The sequence below is a fragment of the Erysipelothrix larvae genome (genome assembly GCF_001545095.1).
Taxonomy (GTDB): domain Bacteria; phylum Bacillota_I; class Bacilli_A; order Erysipelotrichales; family Erysipelotrichaceae; genus Erysipelothrix; species Erysipelothrix larvae.
This window is the reverse complement of sequence record NZ_CP013213.1, coordinates 1,967,604-1,989,862: the sequence shown is the minus strand read 5'-3', so window position 1 is coordinate 1,989,862 and position 22,259 is coordinate 1,967,604. Positions and strand designations below refer to the sequence as shown.

18 protein-coding genes are annotated in these 22,259 nt (G+C 39.2%); 13 read left to right on the top strand and 5 right to left on the bottom strand.

The genetic code is table 11. The annotated features are described in order from the left end of the window. Positions 1-169: 169 nt before the first annotated feature. From tnpA to AOC36_RS09030, 3 genes are all read left to right on the top strand, one after another. On the top strand, positions 170-574 hold the full coding sequence (tnpA, locus tag AOC36_RS09040) for an IS200/IS605 family transposase (protein ID WP_067633541.1): 405 nt from the start codon (positions 170-172) through the stop codon (positions 572-574). Beyond that, on the top strand, positions 571-1,704 hold the full coding sequence (tnpB, locus tag AOC36_RS09035; protein WP_067633539.1) for an IS200/IS605 family element RNA-guided endonuclease TnpB: 1,134 nt from the start codon (positions 571-573) through the stop codon (positions 1,702-1,704). The genes tnpA and tnpB overlap by 4 nt, the downstream gene beginning before the upstream one ends. 229 nt (positions 1,705-1,933) lie before the next feature. Next, positions 1,934-3,229 (top strand): AAA family ATPase, encoded by a 1,296-nt coding sequence (locus AOC36_RS09030; RefSeq protein WP_067633537.1) that lies wholly within the window; start codon positions 1,934-1,936, stop codon positions 3,227-3,229. Between the two features lie 108 nt (positions 3,230-3,337). Here the strand turns inward: AOC36_RS09030 and AOC36_RS09025 are convergent, their stop codons facing one another. Genes AOC36_RS09025 through AOC36_RS09015 form a run of 3 tightly spaced genes read right to left on the bottom strand, consistent with a single transcriptional unit; the run spans position 3,338 to position 6,472 of the window. After that, positions 3,338-4,498, bottom strand: a complete 1,161-nt coding sequence (locus tag AOC36_RS09025; RefSeq protein WP_067633534.1) for a hypothetical protein — start codon at positions 4,496-4,498, stop codon at positions 3,338-3,340. Positions 4,499-4,515: 17 nt separating this feature from the next. Then, a complete protein-coding gene (locus AOC36_RS09020) occupies positions 4,516-5,355 on the bottom strand; it encodes a YitT family protein (RefSeq protein ID WP_067633532.1) in 840 nt (279 codons plus the stop codon). Continuing rightward, positions 5,342-6,472 (bottom strand): M20/M25/M40 family metallo-hydrolase, encoded by a 1,131-nt coding sequence (locus AOC36_RS09015; protein ID WP_067633530.1) that lies wholly within the window; start codon positions 6,470-6,472, stop codon positions 5,342-5,344. Before AOC36_RS09015 ends, AOC36_RS09020 begins: the two co-directional genes overlap by 14 nt. A gap of 144 nt (positions 6,473-6,616) precedes the next feature. Between AOC36_RS09015 and AOC36_RS09010 the strand changes: the two genes are divergently transcribed. Further along, positions 6,617-8,065 (top strand): helix-turn-helix domain-containing protein, encoded by a 1,449-nt coding sequence (locus AOC36_RS09010; RefSeq protein WP_067633528.1) that lies wholly within the window; start codon positions 6,617-6,619, stop codon positions 8,063-8,065. 290 nt (positions 8,066-8,355) lie between these two features. Here AOC36_RS09010 and AOC36_RS09005 read toward each other — a convergent pair whose 3' ends face one another. Both AOC36_RS09005 and AOC36_RS09000 read right to left on the bottom strand, forming a co-directional pair. Beyond that, the gene (locus AOC36_RS09005; RefSeq protein ID WP_067633526.1) at positions 8,356-11,391 is read right to left on the bottom strand and encodes an FtsX-like permease family protein; all 3,036 of its coding nucleotides are present in this window, start codon (positions 11,389-11,391) and stop codon (positions 8,356-8,358) included. A gap of 7 nt (positions 11,392-11,398) precedes the next feature. Continuing rightward, entirely contained in the window at positions 11,399-12,100 is a 702-nt protein-coding gene (locus AOC36_RS09000; RefSeq protein WP_067633524.1) for an ABC transporter ATP-binding protein, read from the bottom strand. Between the two features lie 181 nt (positions 12,101-12,281). Between AOC36_RS09000 and AOC36_RS08995 the strand changes: the two genes are divergently transcribed. From AOC36_RS08995 to AOC36_RS08950, 9 genes are all read left to right on the top strand, one after another. Continuing rightward, positions 12,282-12,836, top strand: a complete 555-nt coding sequence (locus AOC36_RS08995; protein ID WP_067633522.1) for a TetR/AcrR family transcriptional regulator — start codon at positions 12,282-12,284, stop codon at positions 12,834-12,836. Between the two features lie 873 nt (positions 12,837-13,709). Further along, positions 13,710-14,039: a cupin domain-containing protein gene (locus AOC36_RS08985; protein ID WP_067633517.1), complete on the top strand. Its 330-nt coding sequence runs from the start codon at positions 13,710-13,712 to the stop codon at positions 14,037-14,039. Between the two features lie 38 nt (positions 14,040-14,077). Beyond that, complete coding sequence (locus tag AOC36_RS08980; RefSeq protein WP_198401173.1) at positions 14,078-14,815, top strand: class I SAM-dependent methyltransferase; 738 nt, start codon at positions 14,078-14,080, stop codon at positions 14,813-14,815. A gap of 138 nt (positions 14,816-14,953) precedes the next feature. Then, positions 14,954-15,376 (top strand): MarR family winged helix-turn-helix transcriptional regulator, encoded by a 423-nt coding sequence (locus AOC36_RS08975; RefSeq protein WP_067633513.1) that lies wholly within the window; start codon positions 14,954-14,956, stop codon positions 15,374-15,376. Between the two features lie 7 nt (positions 15,377-15,383). Next, a complete protein-coding gene (locus AOC36_RS08970; RefSeq protein WP_067633511.1) occupies positions 15,384-17,111 on the top strand; it encodes an ABC transporter ATP-binding protein in 1,728 nt (575 codons plus the stop codon). Next, the gene (locus AOC36_RS08965; protein WP_067633509.1) at positions 17,108-19,003 is read left to right on the top strand and encodes an ABC transporter ATP-binding protein; all 1,896 of its coding nucleotides are present in this window, start codon (positions 17,108-17,110) and stop codon (positions 19,001-19,003) included. The genes AOC36_RS08970 and AOC36_RS08965 overlap by 4 nt, the downstream gene beginning before the upstream one ends. A 375-nt stretch (positions 19,004-19,378) precedes the next feature. Beyond that, a complete protein-coding gene (locus AOC36_RS08960; protein WP_232505364.1) occupies positions 19,379-20,083 on the top strand; it encodes an SDR family NAD(P)-dependent oxidoreductase in 705 nt (234 codons plus the stop codon). 20 nt (positions 20,084-20,103) lie between these two features. Then, positions 20,104-20,802, top strand: a complete 699-nt coding sequence (locus tag AOC36_RS08955; RefSeq protein ID WP_067633505.1) for a GTP pyrophosphokinase — start codon at positions 20,104-20,106, stop codon at positions 20,800-20,802. A gap of 254 nt (positions 20,803-21,056) precedes the next feature. Beyond that, entirely contained in the window at positions 21,057-21,995 is a 939-nt protein-coding gene (locus tag AOC36_RS08950; RefSeq protein ID WP_067633502.1) for a magnesium transporter CorA family protein, read from the top strand. The last annotated feature ends 264 nt before the right edge of the window (positions 21,996-22,259 follow it).

Sequence of the window (22,259 nt, the reverse complement as noted above, 5' to 3'; positions counted from 1 at the left end):
CCCTAAGGGGTTATATGCAAATAAGAGGACTTGTCTCATAAGGGCAGGTCTTTTTTAACAGAAATGCCAAGAAGTCTCCGACTTCTATAAGTGGGGGATGAATTGGCTGTCTTTAACCCTTAAATCATGATATAATATAGTCAGTAGAAATGTAAGGGGAGTGCATAATATGCAGGTTTTAGACAATAATGCTCATTCTGTGTTTTTATTGACATATCATATGGTTTTTGTCACAAAATATCGCAGAAAAGTCATCAACGATTCAATTTCGAAACGGGCTCATGAAATCTTTGTTTCCATTGCTCCAAACTACAATATCACCTGTATTGAATGGAATCATGATGTTGACCATGTTCATATTCTATTCAAAGCCCATCCAAATACACCACTTAGCAAGTTTATCAATGCTTACAAAAGTGCAAGCAGTCGCTTGATTAAGAAAGTATTTCCAGAAGTGAAAGCACCCCTTTGGAAAGATGCTTTTTGGTCAAAAAGTTTCTGCTTGATTTCTGTTGGTGGTGCACCTCTAGAAGTGTTGAAACAGTATATTGAGACACAGGGGGAAAAGCGATGAAACGTGCCTACAGGTTTAGAATTTATCCAAACCAAGAGCAAATCACCTTTTTCGCAAAAACGTTTGGTTGTGTTCGTAAGACGTATAACCTCATGCTTGAAGAGCGGCTTCAAATGAATGAGGATTATCGAAACGGACTTCCAACAAACGATAAAATTCCAACACCTGCAAAGTATAAGGAAGATCACCCTTATTTGAAGGAAGTAGACAGTCTTGCCTTAGCGAATGCACAATTGAATCTTGACCGAGCATTTAAGAATTGTTATCGAGATCCAAAGGTAGGTGAGCCAAAGTATAAATCAAGAAAAATGGAGCAGTCCTATACCACAAACAATCAAAAGGGAACAATATCCGTTAAAAATCATAAATACCTTAAACTGCCAAAACTTAAGAGTCTTGTGAGAATCAAGATGCATCGTCACCCAAAAGGTGATATTAAATCCGCAACGATATCAAGGAGTACAACAGGAATCTATCACGTCTCACTCTTAGTCGAAGAAACAATCGAGCACCTACCTAAGACGGGGTCTGAGGTTGGGATTGATCTTGGATTGATTGCTTTTGCGGTGCTCTCTGATGGAAGACGTATTCCAAACCCACGGTTCACAAACCAAGAAGCACAAACACTGAAACGAGAACAACGTAAGTTATCAAAACGTAAAAGGGAGGCAAAGAAACGGGGTGTCCCGCTGAGTGAAGCCAAGAATTACCAAAAACAAAAGTTAAAAGTCGCACGAATCCATGAGAAGATCGCAAATCGACGCAATGATTTCTTAAACAAGGTGAGTAAGGAGCTAATCGAGAACCATGATGTGCTCTGTATAGAAACCTTAAAAGTTAAAGAAATGATGAAGACGAAGCGATATTCAAAGAGTATTGCAGATGTGTCGTGGTCACAATTTGTGGCAAAGCTCGAATACAAAGCCGATTGGTATGGGAAAAAAGTAATCAAGATTGATTCCTGGTATCCGTCCAGTCAGCTGTGTTCTCACTGCGGACATAATGATGGAAAGAAACCACTGGAGATACGTCAATGGGAATGTTCCAACTGCAACATCACACAAGATCGTGATTTGAATGCAAGCATCAATATCCTGAATGAAGGATTAAGACTTTCGTATCAATCCTAAGAATGAAAAAACAATAAACCGATGGGACATCGGGGATAGCTTGATAAATAAAAGTGACCGCTGGTCGACAGGAATGTCGATTAAGTTTGCTTTGTTCTCAAGAAGCCCCCACTTCGAGCGTATGCTAAGTGGGGGTAGTTCACCGACTTAGCTTAATATAAATTCAACGATATGAAAAAATACTTAATTGTTTAATGGTATTATTAATGCGTAACTAAGGAGGGTTCACATGCTCGCAAAAGTATATACTGAAAACTATCGGAACCTTCAAGATGGGGTCATATCGTTAAGAAACCGAAAAGGTGCAGTTAAACAATTCATTTTCCTATTTGGTGAAAATGGGGTTGGAAAGTCAAGCTTTGTAGATCTATTTGCCTTTCTTAAACAGAGTTGCAATGCCCTGTATTATAATTCCCGTGTCATCCAAATGACCAAAGAAACACCCCTGTTTAATTTGAAAGAAGCCGCATTACAAAATTTGAGAATGGGATCCAATCAAAATCACGTGCTCATTTATGAGTTAGTTTTCAATCGTGATCACTATGATTACCAACTCCGCTTATCCCCTGAAGGAAATATCGTGTCTGAATCACTCTTTAGACGCGCTCATAATGAGTATCACGTGGTATTTTCGGCGACTGAAACCGGATTATATATCGATGAAAAATTATTGAGTCAAAGAAATCGAGAAATTGTTGAACGGTATTATCACGACTATGGTCAGGATTATACGGTCCTATCGATTTTTTATTTTGCTGAACGGTCTGAAAAAATACGCGTCAAGAAGAGTTTACGAGAACTGCTCCGTAAGTGTGGCCGTATTCACATTCAATCCGATGAGCTACACCATGTGGAATACCAAAACATTATTGAAGACTTCGGGGTTTCATCATCGCATGGATATGCCCAAGAAGATCTGGTTCATTTCTATAAAGCATCATCAATTGTTATCAGTGAAATTGTCAAGTCAATTTACCCCCAAGTTGACCACGTACGTTATGAATTCAAACGTGAAGGATCAATGCTTACCTATAAACTAGTGACCTATATGAACACCGGTGATGGGGTTCAAAAAGCCCATGATTGTCACTTACCTTCAAGCTATAAAGAAGTCCTTGATTTCTGTACGGTGTTTTTAGATAGTTATGTGGGTAATACTGTTGTTTATGATAATGTTGGAAGAAATTTTAGTCCTGAAACACTGAAATACCTCTTAGGGAAAATATTGAAACGCGCAACCGGTCAAGCCATCTTTACACTGAACTATCCAACATTGTTGAACTATGTTGATTCGCATTATATCTATGTGTTTCAAAAGGAAGACAGTTATGCAAAAATCAGTTCACTTGAAGATATTGAGACGATTCGAGAGAATCACAATATACGCAAACGCTACGAGTCCGGGGTATATGATCAATTCAACCCGGTATTTCCAGACTATAATCACTACCGTTTGATGGAGTGGTTTGACAAGCATGTGGAATTGTTTGTGAAGAAAAGTAATGGACTTATCAGCGAAAAGTAAGCATATGATGAATCAGCCATTAACACTAAGGTGCTTTAATGGCTTTTTAATGCAGACAAAAAGCCCGGGAATACCGAGCTTTAAGGGAAAAAGATGAAATGTTAGGGTTTATCCAATAAACTGAACTAAGAATCCAACAATTAGTACCGAAGTTACTGTTACCGTTGAGAATCCTGCAACGATCATCTTAGGAAGAATCTCGCCTTCGATCATACTGATCTCCTCTGGTGTATCACCAGCACTCTTCGCAGCCTCTTGGCTAAGAATCATTGTTCCTGGGAACCCAAAGAGCATTGTTAGAGAAATCGCGGTTGAGATCATAGTGCTAAAGCCAACAACCTTACCTGCGAGGATGCCACCCAGTATACCACCACTGATTCCGATTACAAACGCCATGAGTAATGGGTAAGCCATTGCGATGAGGTCATGGATTGATAGGTTAGCCAAAGGACCGAAGATGATAATCATAATGGTAATCATCATGAATCCAAAAGCGTCAATACCACTGAGTACATTTGGCTTTAGTACGCCAAAGTGACGTAGTGCAACACCGAGAAGTAATGCAACAACAAACTCATTGATTGCGCCTCCAGTTAAAGCAGCAATTTGGGATGCGATTAGCATGAATACTGCAAGTGTAAAGAGTGTTCCAGCCGTTGTCTGGAGTGCCTCAGGAAGCTTGAATCCACGCTTCTTCTCTTCTTGATTTGAAGTGTCAACAGGTGTTGAAGGACCTTCTGCTTTAATGCGAAGTGCTTCCTTACGAAGAATGAAAGATGTAATTGGGAATCCTATGATTCCTTGAATTGCGACAATTAAGATTGGAAGTACTGCTGCGGTTGTCAGTCCCAATGGGATTGCGGCATCTTGTACTAAGATTACGGAAATGGTTCCACCTGTGATTCCACCAACTGCTGCAATTGCCTCACTGAAGCTAAAGCCAAAGAGTGGGAATACAAGAAGAAGGGCAGCTGTTGCGCTTAGAATTGCGGAAACACCGATGACTACGGTTTTCCATTGCTTCTTGAATTCTGCGATACTGAGCATGGTTCCTAGGTGAATAATAATGAGTCCTACGACGGTTGCACCTAAGGGGAGTAGGGCAGATGTCACTAGGATATCTGCTGGAAGAATATTCGTTTTAAATCCTACCAGAAAGAAAATACTGGCAACAAGTAGTGACGAGACAAGCGACTTTGTTTTCTTTGATACGGCATCGCTAATGGTCCATATCATCATGATTATTGCAAATGATTGTAGTGCGTTCATATGTTTTACCTCCTATTTTATACGACACGTGCGTAGGTGAACCCTGATCCGTAGATGTTATGCGTATTTTGCGATATCATAAATGCTTCGGGATCAATCTCGTTAACACACTGAATTAATGCTTTGTATTCTTTTCCAGTAAGTGCAACCATGAGAACTGGAAAGGTCTCAAGTGTATAACCACCCTGTCCATGAAGTACAGTGACGCCACGGTTTAATGTTTCTTGGATGGTGTTGCGGATTGTTTCATGTTTTGAACTGATGATCGTGACTGAGCGTCCCACATTTTGTTGGGATTTAAGGAAATTCATCGTTGCCATCGTAATTAAGATAGAGACGATTGCGAGTAAGAATGGTTCTACGCCAAAGAAGAAGAGTGACAAACTTACAACGATTGCATCCGTTAACATCAAGCTCAGTGCTGGATCGATGTTGAATTTTTTCTTTAAAATGAGCGGGGGAATGGTTGTTCCACCACTAGAAGCATTCAAGGAGAAGAGGATGAAGACACCAATTCCAAAGAGAATACTTCCAACGATTACTGCAAATAATTGGTCTTGTACCAATTGAATCTCAGGGATAAAAGCAAGCATTACAGGAAGCATTGCACTTCCAATAAATGCACTTGCGAATGCATCGAAGTCTAAGAAAATAAATGCGAGTGTTAATACAATGATGTTCATGACTAATACCACTGAAGAAACACTCACTCCGAGTACATTATGTAGAATTATACCCAGTCCGCTTGCCCCTCCAGCTGCAATGCTGAAGGGTGCAAGGAACCATTGGATACTGATGGTAATAATTGCTACGCCAAGTGCGATGAGGGTGATCTTTTTGATCTTATTTAAGATCATGATTCCCTTGTGCCATGCGCTTAATCAGCTCGAGGCATAATAAGACGCATCGCTTCATTTCTTGAACCGGAATGTACTCATTGGTTGTATGAATCTCCTCATACCCAATGGAGATATTAATTGCTTGCTTTCCACCTGCATTAAATGCGTTCGCATCACTTCCACCACCTGAAACCATGTAGTTTGGTGTAAGGTCATAGACGCTCAATGCATCAACTAAGAGTTGTACAAATGGCATATCTTGTGTAAATTGGTATCCTTGAGATAGTATTTGTGTTGTTGTTTCATGGGTTGCGCCATGCTTTGATGCAATTGCTTCAATCGTATCAAGCATCTTTTGCTTTGTGACTTCAAACTCTTGAAGATCAATGGAGCGAAGCTCTGCTTTCATTTCAGCCTTGTCACAGACTACATTGGTTGCACTTCCTCCAGAGATAACTCCAACATTTGCGGTTGTGTTTGCGTTGAGTCGGCCAAGTTCTAGGTTATTAATAATGTCTGCAAGCACAGTGATGGATGAGATTCCCTTTTCAGGCTCAAGTCCAGCATGGGCAGATTTACCATGAATGGTTGAGCTTAAGGTCATCAATGTTGGGCTGGCCATTGTAAGACCACCTACAGGACCATTGCTGTCAAGAACCAATCCATATTGAGAGATAAGCTTTGAGTGATCCAATGCAGCTGCACCTACAAGTCCAATCTCTTCACCTGGAGTAAATACAAACTCAAGTGTTGGATGAGCCATGTCATTTTCTTGAATATGACGAATCATTTCAACTAAGATAGCGATCCCAGCTTTATTATCAGCGCCTAAAATTGTATCGCCTTTTGAAGATAAGATGCCATCGACGCAAATTGGTTCAATGTTAACACCTGGCTCAACTGTATCTGTATGTGCTGAGAAGAAGAGTGGTGTTCCTTCTGTATTTCCTTTTAATGTGAAGATGAGGTTGTTTCCACCAAGACCGGTTGTCTCCATTGTGTTGTCCTCATAAACCTCTAATCCTAAATCTTTAAATAGCCCCTTAAGGTAATCATGAAATGCTCCTTCATTTCGTGATACCGAATCTATCTTTACCATTTCAATAAATGTGTCAATCATTCTGTTGATGTTCATAATTGTTTCCTCCTTCATCATGTTTATCCTGATTGGTGTAACTAACTTACGAACTAAGTGTAACAAACAGAATTTCATTTAAATTATCAAAATAAGCGTCATTTCTCGCAAAATTTGATAATATAATACTAAAGAGGTATAAAAATGATTAATTTACTATCGAAACGAGATCAACGTATCGTTCAGATCCTAGATTACCTTGTTGATACCCGTAAAACTTCCTTACAAGCACTCAGTAAAGGCTCAAATGTACCTGAGAGGACCTTGTGGGGAGATATAAAACGTATTAACGAGATGTGTGAACCTACCCAAATTGTCTCAACTTCTGAAGGGGTAGAGCTGTATATACCAAGTGAGTACAATGAACGCTACTTATTTGATAAAATACTTGAAGAAAGTGTGGAACTTCGTGTATTAGAAGATATTTTCTTACAAAAAGTATGGAGTATTGGGGGACTTGCAGAGCGATTATTCTTAAGTGAAGTGACCGTTCGACGCTTGATCCAACAAATCAATAAGGGACTTGAAAAGTTCAACATCCAGATTTCATCCAATCCTTTGGAAATAAAAGGGGATACCAAAGCAATCATTCAATTGTTTACAATTTTTTTCCTTGAGAAATACAACAGAGTCAATCTGTTTATGAAACCTGAAGAAATTGAAGCAGTTGAATTATTACTTCATAGCATTGAACTCACCAATAAACTCATTCAAAACAATCAGGACTTTAACCTGGTTCTTTTACGGTTTTATGTGCGGTTGAAATACTATATCGGATCACCCCAAGATACCGTTGAAGAAGAGATTACAGATTACGTAAATGATTTCGATGCTGTGAATCAGAAATTTAGAAGTGCCTTTGGTATCAAACTCACCCCTTCGATTGTGCATTTCTGTATTCCATATTTGTTTGATAAAACATCGATTGCATTAACAGCTAAAGAACTTGAATCACTCTTGGTAGATGATAAAGAAAAAGAGATCTATGATAAGGTTGTTGAGTTATTACAACGCTTTACACAGACCACAGGGATGGAATTTACCAGTTATGATGAACTGGTTGTGACATTATTTGATGTGATGAAAGAGGCCAATAAGACGCCGTATATTGTCTATGATCGTGATCGGCACTTTGTGACACACTTAGAACTTTACAATCCGATTCTTGTGAAGCAAATGATTGATGTCTATGATTCCTTGTTTAGTGATAAAAAATATCAGGTGATGAAATACAACGTGTTGTATATCTTTATTACACACTGGGAAGGACTCATGACCTTATTTAAGAAACGCGATCGCGAGATTGATGTTGCGATCTTCTTTGACAGTGATATTGAACATGCTTTATTTGCGAAAGAAGTTTTGGGACATGAATTTGGTGAACACATTCACTTTGAAGTCCTGGATTGCAGAACCTATGAGGAATTGTATCGGGATTTAGATCGATTTGAGGTGCTCATTACCAATAAACCTGGATTGAGATACACAGGATGTGACATCCTGTGTTTGGATGAATTCTTCTTGGATGAATCATGGACTGATTTAAGAAAAAAGTTAGTTCAAGCAGAAAGTGCGCTTTTATCGCAAGGATAAAAGATCGCGTCCATTGATTTATAAGTTTGTATAAACATGAAAAAACGTCTGAGGGGGGAAGATTTGCCAGACGTTTTTTTATTGATAATCAAATATATCTTTGGTTGACTGTGGGATAAACACGAAGGGTGTTTTAACCAAATTTGCTTATATAAAATTCTAGTTGTGTGGGGGGATAGAATTCAAGCTTGATAATATTTGACCATTTACATTATAGCAAGTTCACACCCTCAATTTGGTTAGATAATTTACCTCGAAAAGAAAATATTTTTAAGGTGATGATTGAAAACTTATTCAACAGATTTCAAGGACTCAATCATATTGATGGTCTTGATCTTAAGATAGGTGACCCCTTGCATGATCATGATGAAACCCAATGTCATCACAAATGAAATCACAAAGGTTAAGGGTTCAATGGTTCTAAAGAAGATGCTACCAACCAGTTCCACAAGGCCAATCACAAAGCGATGGAGTCCAATCCCCAATCCCATGCCAATAAAGATTGCGATGATGGAGAGGATCAAGGCTTCTCGATAGATATAGGCATTGGTTTCATGATCTTTGAATCCAAGAACTTTCAAGGTCGCAATCTCACGAATGCGTTCACTGATGTTAATGGATGTTAGGTTGTACAGCACTACAAGGGCTAAGATCGAAGCGATAATTACGATTAAGGTTACCACACTGTTTAACCCACTATTGGCATCCAGAGCAGCTTGAATGATGTCCTGGGTAAAGGTAATGCTTACCACGTCATCTAAAGCCATTAACACTTCACCTAATTGAGATGCGTTTGTGGTGAAGTCCGCAAAGACGCTGTTGAACGTCAGGGTCTCATTGATAAAGGTTTCATAGGTGTGTGGTGTCATAAAGATATAGTTGGAGAGATAGTTCTCTGCAATTCCTGATATTTCTACGGTAAATTGCACTTTATCTGCATTTTCAAAGGTCAGGGACTCCCCAACGCTTAAGGATAAAAGACTGGCAGCATTTTGAGATAGGATGATTTTATTGTCTTCAAGGGTGAGGGGTTGCTGGGTTTGAAAGTCCACTAAGTTAAAGTAGGTTTCAAATTGATCCAGGTTCTCAGGAACAATCATGATTGCATCAATACTTTGATCCGATCCAAGCAGTGAATACGAATTTTGATTCACAAATAGGGGGTTGATCAGACCGTTTAACTCAAGGGTATCTTGAAGTGGTGAAACATCGCTGAGTGCATCACTCAGGATTACCATGGAATCATACGTGAAGATTTCATTGTATTGTTTTTCCACTACACCATTCACACTGTCGCGAATCCCAAAGCCCGTCACTAGAAGTCCAGTACAAGCTGATACACCCACCAGTGTCATAAGGCCACGTTTTTTATAACGGAACATGTTACGAATCGTTACTTTCCACGTAAAGGATAAGCGAGACCAAATAAAGGGGATGTTCTCTAGGAATATCTTTTGACCTTTCTTTGGAGGAAGGGGACGCATCAGGTTTGCGGGCATGTGTTTGAGTTCAGTATTGCACGACCACATCGTGACCACACTCATCATCCCTGCAATAATGAGAAGCATGATTCCAAAAAGTGGGAAGTTGAGATCGTTGATAAGGGGTGGAATTGAGAAGTCAAAGGTTGAAAAGATAACCGGTGGGATGATGAAACTACCCAGTACAAATCCAATCAGGGCACCAACACCCGAAGATGACAAGACATAAAGAAGATATGCGCCTGTGATTTCTTTGTCTTTAAAGCCAAGGGATGTGAGGGTTCCCAGTTCACTGCGTTCTTCCGCAATCATACGCGCCATTGAGTTTGAAGTCATTAAGACTACGATTGCGATAAAGAATAAAGGAAAGACGTTTGTTACTTGTCGTATGACTGTAATCCCTGTTTTAAGAAAGCTAAAAGCAGTGATGTTATCACGTGTTGTGATATGCCATGTTGGCATTTCAAGGGTTAAAACCTCTTGACGTGCATCGTCGATTTTCGCTTGTGCATCCTTGATTTCTTGATTAAAGGTCAGGGTGTTTTCATCCAAGGTTTCATAGCCATCGTATACTTTTTGTAAGTTTGTATCAATGTCTTGTTGTCCTTGATCAATTTGACGTTGTGCATTATCTATTTCGGCATTAAACTGTGTTACACCTTCATTAAGCTGTAGTTCCTGTGCATCCAATTGATTGATTGAATCGGATAAGGTTTGAAGCTGTGCTTGTTGGGTTTGAAGTTGTGTGAGATAGCCTTGTGTTTGGGCATACAATGGATCTTCAGGGTCCAATAAGGAGAGCTGTTGTTGGATGGATAAGATGGTTTCATCCAGTTGTGCTAAGGTTGTTTCAAGGGATGTGGGGGTCAAACCTGCCTGGTCTAATGATGCATTGATGGTAATGCGTGCTTGATTGATTTGAGTGCGCGCTTCATCAAAGGCTGCATTTTGTTGGGTGATTTGATCATTGAGTGTGGCACGTTGAGCATCCAATTCCTTTTGAGCATCTTGAAGTTTAAGGTAATTGGTATCCAGTTCATGGCGTGCATCGTCAAGCTTTTGAAGCCCGTTTTGTCGTTCTTGATCCAACGTCCGTTGATTCGCATCGATCTCTTTTAAAGCATCCGCGATAATTTCATCACGACGTGCATTTTCTTGTGTTGCACTGATACCTCTGACTTCATCCACAATGCGACTTACCTGTTGGGTGTATGCATCTGAAAAAGGTGCATCAACGGTGTTGTTGATGCGAAGATAAATCTCAGTATAGACATCAAGAATAAAGTTTTCACGCGGTATGAAGATATAACTGGTGAGGCGTCCATCACCAATCGTGGCACTGCCATAATCATTGGATAAAAACAGGACGGATTGTACCGTACCAACCACCGTGAAACTGGTTTGCGAGAGTGTGTCTTGGACATCACTGGTGATGGTAATCACATCTCCTACTTGATAGGTGTTGGCATCCGCAACTACTTCACTGAAGCTTTCAGGCAATCGTCCTTCAATAAGACGCACTTGATTGACATCGTTTTCTAAAGCGAATACGCGAATGACTTGATCGTTGTTAAAGACATCAACAGAATATGTGGGGGTAACAGATTGAATCCCATCCAGTTTTTGAAGCTGTGTGACATCATCTGCGGTTAACCCAAGGGTACTGACAATCTTGATGTCCATGAGGTTGTAGTCTGTGACATAAGTTTCTGCGGTTTTTTCAATATTATCGGAGCTGGCTTGAAGCCCTGCCATAAAGGCAACACCCACCACAACAATGGTGAGGATTGAGAGGTATCGTCCCAGTGATTTTTTTATTTTCGACAATGTATTTTTAACTAACATACATTATTTACCATTCGACTTCATCGACTTTCTTTGGATGCTTATTATGGATGACAGATTCTACAGATCCATTTTTCACACGGATGACCTTGTCTGCCACTTCAGCAATTGCAGAGTTATGGGTAATTAAAAGGGTGGTCATGTTGAGCTTGCGACTGTTTTGAATCAAAAGTTCAAGGATCAGTTGCCCCGTTTTACTATCAAGAGCACCCGTAGGCTCATCACACAAAAGTAACTTAGGATTTTTTGCGATGGCGCGGGCAATGGAAACACGTTGTTGTTCCCCACCCGATAGTTGTGAAGGGAAGTTATTGACACGATGCGATAAACCCACTTGTTCTAAGACCTGTATGGGTTCTAGAGGGTTTTTACGAATTTGACATGCAAGTTCGACATTTTCTAATGCGGTGAGATTTCCAACAAGGTTATAAAACTGAAACACAAACCCGATATCATCCCGTCGATAATCCACGAGTTTTTTCTTTGAGAGTTTGTGAACGTGATTTCCATCCACGATGACTTCACCAGCCGTGGGTAAATCCATACCCCCTAAGATGTTGAGTACGGTTGTTTTCCCCGCTCCGCTGGGTCCAAGCACCACAACAAATTCACCTTCATCCACTGAGAATGAACAATCAGCGACAGCACTGATGGTGACATCTCCGACATGGTAATCTTTTTTAACGTTTTTGAATTCAATAAATGACATAGAACCAACACCCTTTCCTTACGTTCTTATTTGACACTTTATACCTTATATATAATAATAACAGTGTGTTGTTTTTACAACAGTCAGTTTAGGACTAACTGTTTTGAAATCAACAATTTCTATATCAAGTGTTGTTTTTGTGAGCCTTTCACATATGATACACACAAAAGAAAGAGGGTTTATGGAACAGAAACTGAGCCGAAAAGTACGGTATACACAAAGCGCTTTAAAGGATAGTTTGATTGAATTGATGCAACAAAAATCCATTGGGAAAATATCCATTACTGAGTTGTGTGAAAAAGCAGATATCAACCGGTCAACCTTCTATAAGTACTATAAAGATCAATACGACCTACTTCAAAGTATTGAAGATGATACACTCACCTGGCTTCAAGCACGACTTACGACCCTCAGTGGTGCGAAAAGTGAACGTGACTTTAAGATTATTGAGAGTTTCTTTGAATACTTTAATGAAAACTCTCAGTACATGAAAGTCTTGATGAGAAAGGGTGGAAACATTAGTTTTCAAGAGAAACTGATGGGGATTGTGTTTAGCCGTGTTGATCAGATCATAAACACTCAACCCCATGGATCAAATTTGAATCGTTATTATTCAATCTTTATGTTGAGTGGTGCCTTAGGCATCTTGCAAGAATGGCTGGATAATCCCGATGATATTGATGAAAAACAACTCGCAGAAATTGTGTTTAATATTGGTGGACAACTCGAACTATAAACAAAAAAAGATGTCGATCTTCTTTTCTTTTGTTCATATGTATGGAAAGTATTGCGTTCTTCATATAAAATAGTTTTATAAATGAATCGCAATGAACCTTAAAACGTGGGTTTTTATCACAGTTCATTGGGCTCATCCCTCCATCCATAATTTTGATAGCATATGGATGTGAGGCACTTATCCCCTCAGTCATTTGCATACATACAAACGGTTCACCTCCTTGATGTAGTATCACTATAAGGTCATTGATCGCATGTCTTGATTAAAAAGACGATGAACCTCGAGTCGTAATGTATAAATGCAGTCTTATCACGATCGCAATTGGACACCCTAATCCTTGCGACACATTTTCCCCCACGTGATAGGATTATCGATGCAGAGGATGGTATCAAAGAGATTACACTTGATTTTTAAAACATGGTAAGTGGGTTTATACGATGGTCCCTTTATTAGATATATGTGAATATAAACCTTTTAATAACCATGGTGTCGTAAGCAAAAACCATTCGCTTCCTATACATTACATTTATGAGGGTGTCCAGTAAGTAAGTCTGACTTTAAAGGTTGGGCTTATTTTTTATCCCTAAAAGGTACTTGATTATTGTTTGACACAAGACAATGATATAATAAGCATGAAAGTAAAGCACAATGCGTTATGATTAAGACAGAACCAAAGCTTCGCAAGATTATCAATCAAGGTGTATCGTGTGTGATTGATTAAAAGGGATGTTTAAGGTGGATTAAGTGAAGGGTTTTTTAAGGCATTAAAGCGAATTAAATCACAAGTAAATGACCTTAAGTTCACTGACCCATGATTCATTTATGGTGTGTTTTAAGTATAATAGGTGCATTGGTATAGGAGGGTATGAACCGATGATTAAGAATTTAGAATCTGCTCAAATTATGAAGCTGGATGAGCAAGTAGATTATGCAACAGGACAAGTTGTCAGTAAGACCTTGTCACAAAATAAAAATGTAAGTTTGACGTTGTTTGCCTTTGACCAACATGAAGGGCTATCAACCCATACATCAACAGGGGATGCCTTGGTACAAGTGTTGGATGGTATGGTTGAGATTGTGATTGATGACACACCCTACACACTGCACAAAGGCGAAACGATTTGTATGCCTGCAAATGTGCCGCATTCACTGTATGCCACAACACGCTTTAAGATGTTGTTGACGGTAGTGTTTGCGCAATGAGTAAGTCGTTGACCCGACCCGAGGTGGGCCATAACTTTTTGGCAAGTCTTGGAAAACGTCGCTTAAGACCTGGTGGTAAAGAAGGGACAGAGTGGTTGTTGGATCATCTGGACCAAAACAAGCCCCTTAAAGTGCTCGAAGTTGCCTGTAATCAAGGGACAACGACCTTTGAACTGGTTGATAAGTATCCCATTGATATTGTTGCTTGTGACTTAAGTGAAGATGCACTGAACCGTGCAAGAAAACGCGCAAAAAATCATCCGAAAAAAGATCACATTGAATTTAGAATTGCCGATGCCAGATCGCTGCCATTTGAAGACAACAGTTTTGATATTGTGATCAATGAAGCAATGCTCACGATGCTCAGTGATGTGGATAAGCTTAAAGCGCTTAAAGAATATCATCGGGTCCTTAAGCCTGGTGGCAAAGTTCTTACCCATGATGTCCTCTTTAGAACCGATGACAAAGCATACCAAGTAAAGATTCGTAAAGATATGACACGAAATATCTTAGCGAATGTGAAGCCTTTGACAGGTGTAGAGTGGGAAAGTTTATTTACCTCATGTGGGTTTATTGTGCAAAGTAAAACGGGTCCGATGTCTTTAATGGATCCCAAAGGTATGATTAAAGATGAAGGATTTGGTGGCACACTTAAAATCATTTCAAACGCATTAAAACTAAAGAACCGTGCACGATTTAAATCCATGTTTAAGATGTTTAAAGAATACCAAAATGACTTGGGATTTATCGTGGTAGCGGGTGTGAAAAAAGATTAATATCAATGAGGGTCAGTGAATGCTGACCCTTTCTTTACCATTGGTGTTCTTTATGGCTAATCAGAGTCATAATAAAGGTTGACTTTTAAAGAAATGTGGTGTAATATCTGTTAGTACCCTAACAATCGAGGTGAGATTATGGATCGAAAAATTGGCTATGAAATCCGAGAGTTTCAACAATTACTAAATCGAAGAATCGAAGCACAACGCGAAGCATCAGAAGTTTCACTCACGCACACCCAAACACGGATTGTGCTTTTTATTTCCAAACAAAAAGGACCTGTATTTCAACGTGATATTGAAAAAGAACTCAGTGTCAGGCGTTCTACCGCTACAGAGATGTTGAATGTTTTGGAAAGAGATAGCATTATTGAGCGAAAACGCGTTGATTTTGATGCGCGGTTAAAAGAAGTCGTGCTTACAGAAAAAGCCAAGTCGTTTATAACGGCGATGAAAAAAGACATCCAAGGCACTGAAGCGTTGTTACGGAAAAACGTTGATCCCAACGATTTAGACGTGTTCTTTAACGTATTGGATCAAATTAGAGAGAATTTGAGGTGAAGGTAAGATGGTAAAAAGACTCTTACAAGAAGTAAAAGAATACAAAGCAGCATCAATACAAGCACCTTTGTTTATGGTGGGAGAAGTATTGATGGAGCTCATGTTGCCGTTCTTAATGTCTTTCATTATTGACCAAGGGGTGAATAAACAAGACATGGGAGCTGTGATTCGTTATGGTTCCATTATGCTAGTGTGTGCGTTTATGTCTTTGCTATTTGGAGCATTAAGTGGAAATAAAGCAGCCTATGCGTCTGCTGGATTTGTTAAGAATTTAAGAGAAGCAATGTTTGTGAAGATTCAAGATTTCTCATTTTCAAATATTGATCGCTATTCAACATCAGGGCTTGTTACGCGAATGATGACCGATGCAACCAATGTTCAAAATGCGTATCAAATGATTTTGAGAATGTGTGTGCGGGCACCACTGATTCTAATTGTCGCAATGTTTATGACCTTTTACATCAACTCAGAACTTGCACTTATCTTTTTAGTAGCGATGATCTTCTTAGGTGCTATCCTAGCAGTGATTACACTAAAATCGTATCCAATGTTTAAAGCAACCTTTGAAAAGTATGATGATTTAAACGAAAGTGTTCAAGAAAACATCACAAACATTCGTGTTGTGAAAGCCTATGTAAAAGAAGAAGCAGAGTCACAGAAATTTGTGAAAGCTGCATCCAACCTCAAACGCATGTTTATGCGTGCTGAGAATATTCTTGTGATCAATAACCCAGTAATGCAACTCACCATGTATGCATGTGTGATTGCTTTAAGTTGGTTTGGTGCACATTTTGTAGTAGCGGGATCGCTAACTACCGGTGAATTGATGAGTATGTTTACTTATACCATGAACATCTTAATGAGTTTAATGATGCTGTCAATGATCTTTGTGATGTTAAGCATGTCCTTTGCATCCGCACAACGGATTGTGGAAATCTTAGAAGAAGAACCAACAATTAAAAATCCAGAAAATCCACGGTATGACATCAAAGATGGTTCCATATCCTTTAAGAATGTATCCTTTGGATATTATAAGGGTGAGGATAAGTATGTGTTAAAAAACGTGAATGTAGAAATTCAAGCTGGCGAAACCATTGGGATTTTAGGGCCAACGGGTTCCAGTAAAACAACGCTCACCAATATGATTCCCCGTCTTTATGATGTGAGTGAGGGGCGTGTTGAAGTGGGCGGTGTTGATGTACGGTCGTATGATGTGAAAGCACTTCGTGATGCCGTTTCAGTTGTACTTCAAAAAAATGTCTTATTCTCTGGAAGCATCTTAGAGAATATGCGATGGGGTAATGAAAAAGCAACACGTGAACAAGTAGAACAAGCGTGTCGCATTGCCTGTGCGCATGAATTCATCATTCAACAGCCACAACAATACGATGCGTGGGTTGAACAAGGGGGTTCAAACTTCTCAGGGGGACAAAAACAACGGTTGTGTATTGCACGTGCGTTATTAAAAGATCCAAAAGTATTAATTCTTGATGACAGCACCAGTGCGGTCGATACAAAAACAGACAGTATGATTCGTGCTGCCTTTAGAGAAAGCCTTCCCCATACCACAAAGATTATCATCTCACAACGGATTTCATCGATTGAAGATGCGGATCGAATTATCGTGTTGGATGAAGGGATGATTACCGGTATTGGTGATCATGATACCTTACTTCAAACCAATGAATTGTATCAAAAAGTATATGAAACACAGAAACGAGGTGAAGACGAATGAGTCAACGACCACGTAACGTAGGACGTGATGGCGAAAAGCTTGATATGAATATCTTAAAACGCTTAATGTCATATGTCTTATCGTCTTATAAAAAACACTATATCGTGATATTGATCTGCATCGTGATTACATCCCTTGCATCGGTCATGTCTTCACTCTTTATGAAGACCCTCATTGATTCTTATATTAATCCATTAATGGGTGTTTCAAATCCAAACTATGGACCTCTTGCCAGTGCACTGGTTACCATGGCAATGATTTATGGTGTTGGAATCATTTCAAACTTTACCTACCAAAAATTATTGGTCATCGTTTCACAAGGGACGATGGAAAAGGTAAGAACCGACCTGTTTACCCATATGGAAACCTTGCCTATTCGATACTTTGACACCCATTCACATGGGGATATCATGAGTATCTATACAAACGATACCGATACCTTGCGTCAAGTGATTTCGCAAAGTATTCCACAATTTATTTCTTCAAGTATTACCATTGTATCCGTTGGTGCATCGATGTTATTTATCAGTGTGCCATTAACCCTGGTTACGGCCTTTATGGTGTTGGTAATGCAACTTGTAATGCGCTTTATTATGTCACAATCGGGGCGTTTCTTCTCAATCCAACAACGTCAGTTGGGTAAAGAAAATGGCTATATTGAGGAAATGATGGAAGGGGCTAAGGTTGTGAAAGTCTTCAATCATGAAGAAAAAGCAATTGAAGCCTTTAAAGAAATTAATGATGAACTTGCAAATGCGTCGTACAAAGCCAACAACTTTGCGAATATTTTAATGCCGATTGTGGGAAACCTAGGAAACATCTCCTATGTTATCAGTTCCTTTGTCGGAGGGGCACTTGCGATAAGTGGTGGATCCAGCCTATCAATTGGTGGATTGGCATCATTTCTCGCTTTAAACCGCTCCTTCAACATGCCACTGAGCCAAATATCCCAACAGCTCAACGCTGTGATTATGGCCATGGCTGGTGCAAAACGAATCTTTGACCTTCTAGATCAAGTGCCTGAAGTCGATGATGGGATTGTGACTTTAGTCAATGCATCCCTGGATACACAAGGTGAACTTCAAGAAGTTGTGGAAGAAACGGGAATATGGGCATGGAAACATGTGCATCCTGATGGCAGTATTGATTATGTTAAACTCACAGGAGATGTGCGCTTCCATGATGTGAACTTCTCCTATGTCAAAGAAAAACCAGTCCTTCATGACGTAAATCTCTATGCACAGCCGGGTCAAAAAATTGCCTTTGTTGGGGCAACAGGGGCTGGTAAAACAACCATCACCAACCTCATCAACCGCTTCTATGACATTGAAGAAGGATCCATTACCTATGATGGCATTGACATTAAGCTCATTAAAAAAGATGACTTAAGAACCTCACTGGGGATTGTCCTTCAAGATACACACTTGTTTACAGGAACCATTGAAGAGAACATTAAGTATGCGCGTCCTGAAGCAACCCATGAAGAAGTGGTGGCAGCTGCGAAACTTGCGAATGCCCATACCTTTATTAAACATCTTGAGTTTGGGTACGATACCTTACTCAGTGGGGATGGATCATCCCTTTCCCAAGGGCAACGTCAATTGCTCTCAATTGCACGGGCCGCATTAGCAAACCCACCCGTACTCATTCTTGATGAAGCAACCTCATCCATCGACTCACGCACTGAGAAACTGGTACAAGAGGGCATGGATAAGTTAATGAGTGGTCGTACAACCTTTGTAATTGCACACCGACTCAGTACCATTAAAAACTCTCATGCCATTATGGTTATGGACCATGGTCGCATTATTGAACGTGGTGACCATACATCCTTGATGGGTAAACGTGGAACCTACTATCAACTCTATACGGGACTTATTGAAAACGATTAAGTCAGTATCAATTCATACCACACACTAAAAGTGTGTCAAAAAAACACTGTATCACTTTAAAGGGAATGATCCAAGCAATCGCTTCGCTCATTCCCTTTTTTACTTACAAGTGCAAAGGATTCGTTTATAAAAAAAGGTCTAGGGTATTGGTTGTATCGAATACCCTAGAGGTTGGGTTCACAAGAATATCTCAAAGTGACCCTAAGATCAAGACCCATGATAAAAAAAGCTTTATGTTTAGTTAATGATAAGAGGGTAAAATAAGAAGGTCACCCCCTGTTATTTGAAACGATGTTGAACAGTTTTGTGATTTGTTGTGATAGTATTGAATCTGTTTATCAATATAAGCTACAATGCAATTAGGAGGATGATATGATGAAGGATAAAGTAGTTGTAATTACGGGAGTAGCCCGTGGAATCGGACAAAGACTTGCGGAAGGCTTTGAAAACTTAGGGGCTCATGTTTATGGTATTGATATCCTTGAGAATCCCTATATGATGGGAGACTTAAAAGATGATGCAGTGCTCATCGCACTTAAAGAACACGTATTATCAAAACACAAAACGATTGATATTCTCATTAACAATGCCGTCTTGTCATCGGGAGGCATTGATTCATGCGACCGTCAAGGATTTGAAGATGCCTTGAATGTGGGTGTCATTGCTCCTTTTCGACTCTCACAACTCTTTAAAGATCATTTCAGTGAGGGTGGGTCAATCATTAACATGTCATCGACACGCTATCGGTTGAGTCAACCAGATACTGAAAGCTATACAGCAGTAAAAGGTGCCATTACATCACTCACCCATGCCCTTGCAGTTTCGTTAGCAGGTAAGGTTCGGGTGAATGCAATCGCACCAGGATGGATTGATTGCAGTGAAACACTGTGGGATCCACAAGACCATCATCAACACCCCGTTAAACGCATTGGCTCTCCTGAAGACATCCTCAATACCGTCTTATTCTTAGGCAGTGATATGAGTAGTTTTGTAACTGGGGAAGTCATTCATGTGGATGGTGGCATGAGTAAACAAATGATCTACCATAACGATTATGGCTGGACTTATAATGGTGAGTAATCCATGTGGAGGGAATAAACGTGTTATCTAAGAAAAAATATGAAATATCATTGGAAGATGATTTAGTATTGTTGAATGAAATGAATTCAGAGAATGGCCACATCAGCAATCTGTTTCAAAACCTAATCTCTCTATCACATCTTTATGATGCTGCACTCAAAGAGATTAATACGAAGTTAGAAATATTGGATGAAGAGTTCAGTGTCAAATATGATCATAATCCAATACATAGCATTGAGTCACGTATCAAACGACCCAACAGTATTTTAAATAAACTCAGAAAAGAAGGCATTGAGGTGAGTGTCGAGCAAGCAACACAACACCTTACAGATATTGCAGGGGTTCGCGTCATTTGTAATTATGTGGAGGATGTATATACCATTGCTGCCCTTTTACTCAAGCAAGATGATATTGAACTGGTAGAAGCAAAAGATTATATAAAAAATCCTAAAGAATCGGGATATCGCAGTTATCATGCAATTGTAAATGTCCCCGTGTTTTTAGCAGAAGAAACCCGTAAAGTCCCTGTAGAAATTCAATTCAGATCCATCGCCATGGACTTTTGGGCCAGCCTAGAACATCAATTGCGCTACAAAACACACGTTGAATGTCATGATGATATTGCACAAGAACTCATTGAATGCGCGGAAATTATTACCGATGTTGATCAACGCATGCAATCCATCTTTAATCGCATTCATAATCTTGAATCCAAATAGGAAAAAGAAGCAGATCATGATCTGTTTCTTTTTGTAATCAGGCCCAAATACAAGTCCATCCACAAAAACAGGCTGAATAGAAGTGCCTACAGTGAAAAAACAACACCACCACCAACACAATCTATCGATATACACCTTGATTCATAAAGAAAAACAATTCGGTTAAAAAATATGGTTTTTAATAGGTTCTATATGAAATTTTAAACACTTGATATAGAAAGATGCTATAATTCTAGGTAGAAGAAGGTGGCAGAATGATTGAGTTTTATAGCAATAACCAGGGGAGACTTGAAAAGACAGAATTACCCGTTGCAGGAAGCTGGGTAAACTGTGTAAACCCAACTGAATCTGAGTTTGCGTTTTTGGTTGATACCATGAAATTTGAAGCAGATTTTATCCGTGCAGCACTGGATAGTGAAGAAACATCACGGATTGAAAAAGAGAATGATCAAGTACTGGTTGTTGTGGATTATCCAACGATGACTGAAGATGATACACAAGAGCATACAGTACAGTATTCCACAATGCCAATGGCATTTATCACACAAAAAGGGTATGTTCTTACAGTGTGTTTGGAAGACAACAATGTCATTGATGACATTAAAAACAATCGCTTAAAAGGAATACAAACCAGTCTTAAAACACAGTTCATATTCAAAGTACTTTTATCGATTGCGAAGCGTTACTTAATTTACCTACGTCAAATTGACCGTTTATCACTGAAAACGGAAAGACAGTTGCATCAATCAATGCGTAATAAAGAATTGATTCAATTATTAGGACTTGAGAAATCATTGGTGTATTTCTCAACATCCCTAAAGTCAAATGAAGGAACCATCACGAAATTAATGCGCGGTCGTTACCTTAAATTATATGAAGAAGATGAAGATTTACTGGAAGATGTATTAATCGAGATCCAACAAGCCATTGAGATGTCAAACATCTATGCAAACATCTTATCAGGGACCATGGATGCTTTCGCATCAATCATCTCCAATAACCTGAACATCGTGATGAAAGTCTTAACATCACTCACCATCGTTATGGCAATTCCAAACATCGTCTTTGGATTCTATGGTATGAACGTCATGAACTTGCCCTATGCATCCCTTTGGTGGATGCCACTGATTGTAACTTCACTGCTCTGTATTGTATGTGCAGTTATCTTATATCAAAAGAATTTATTTAAATAATTCTAACGTTTATGGTTCAATTATCGTGTAAATTCTAAGTGCATTTTTATGTGTGGTTTCTAGATACTATAGCTTTGCATTGACTCATTTGAATCTATTTATTAAAGGTACTTTCACAAAATGCGAGAGTACTTTTTCTTTTTAAAGATGCTTTGATTGATGCTTTTTTCCATGATTATTCAAAACTTGAAAAGACGTTTATATCAGATTTCTTGCATTAAGGAATGATCTAAAAGAACCAATACATGGTGAAGTGCAGATATC

What these genes read in the sequence shown, in the direction of transcription:
- AOC36_RS09005 (WP_067633526.1), bottom strand. Translation starts at nt 11,391, where the DNA reads ATGTTAGTTAAAAATACATTGTCGAAAATAAAAAAATCACTGGGACGA.
- AOC36_RS09015 (WP_067633530.1), bottom strand. Translation starts at nt 6,472, where the DNA reads ATGAACATCAACAGAATGATTGACACATTTATTGAAATGGTAAAGATA.
- AOC36_RS08970 (WP_067633511.1), top strand. Translation starts at nt 15,384, where the DNA reads ATGGTAAAAAGACTCTTACAAGAAGTAAAAGAATACAAAGCAGCATCA.
- AOC36_RS09000 (WP_067633524.1), bottom strand. Translation starts at nt 12,100, where the DNA reads ATGTCATTTATTGAATTCAAAAACGTTAAAAAAGATTACCATGTCGGA.
- tnpA (WP_067633541.1), top strand. Translation starts at nt 170, where the DNA reads ATGCAGGTTTTAGACAATAATGCTCATTCTGTGTTTTTATTGACATAT.
- tnpB (WP_067633539.1), top strand. Translation starts at nt 571, where the DNA reads ATGAAACGTGCCTACAGGTTTAGAATTTATCCAAACCAAGAGCAAATC.
- AOC36_RS08995 (WP_067633522.1), top strand. Translation starts at nt 12,282, where the DNA reads ATGGAACAGAAACTGAGCCGAAAAGTACGGTATACACAAAGCGCTTTA.
- AOC36_RS08950 (WP_067633502.1), top strand. Translation starts at nt 21,057, where the DNA reads ATGATTGAGTTTTATAGCAATAACCAGGGGAGACTTGAAAAGACAGAA.
- AOC36_RS08985 (WP_067633517.1), top strand. Translation starts at nt 13,710, where the DNA reads ATGATTAAGAATTTAGAATCTGCTCAAATTATGAAGCTGGATGAGCAA.
- AOC36_RS09020 (WP_067633532.1), bottom strand. Translation starts at nt 5,355, where the DNA reads ATGATCTTAAATAAGATCAAAAAGATCACCCTCATCGCACTTGGCGTA.
- AOC36_RS08960 (WP_232505364.1), top strand. Translation starts at nt 19,379, where the DNA reads ATGAAGGATAAAGTAGTTGTAATTACGGGAGTAGCCCGTGGAATCGGA.
- AOC36_RS09030 (WP_067633537.1), top strand. Translation starts at nt 1,934, where the DNA reads ATGCTCGCAAAAGTATATACTGAAAACTATCGGAACCTTCAAGATGGG.
- AOC36_RS08975 (WP_067633513.1), top strand. Translation starts at nt 14,954, where the DNA reads ATGGATCGAAAAATTGGCTATGAAATCCGAGAGTTTCAACAATTACTA.
- AOC36_RS09010 (WP_067633528.1), top strand. Translation starts at nt 6,617, where the DNA reads ATGATTAATTTACTATCGAAACGAGATCAACGTATCGTTCAGATCCTA.
- AOC36_RS09025 (WP_067633534.1), bottom strand. Translation starts at nt 4,498, where the DNA reads ATGAACGCACTACAATCATTTGCAATAATCATGATGATATGGACCATT.
- AOC36_RS08965 (WP_067633509.1), top strand. Translation starts at nt 17,108, where the DNA reads ATGAGTCAACGACCACGTAACGTAGGACGTGATGGCGAAAAGCTTGAT.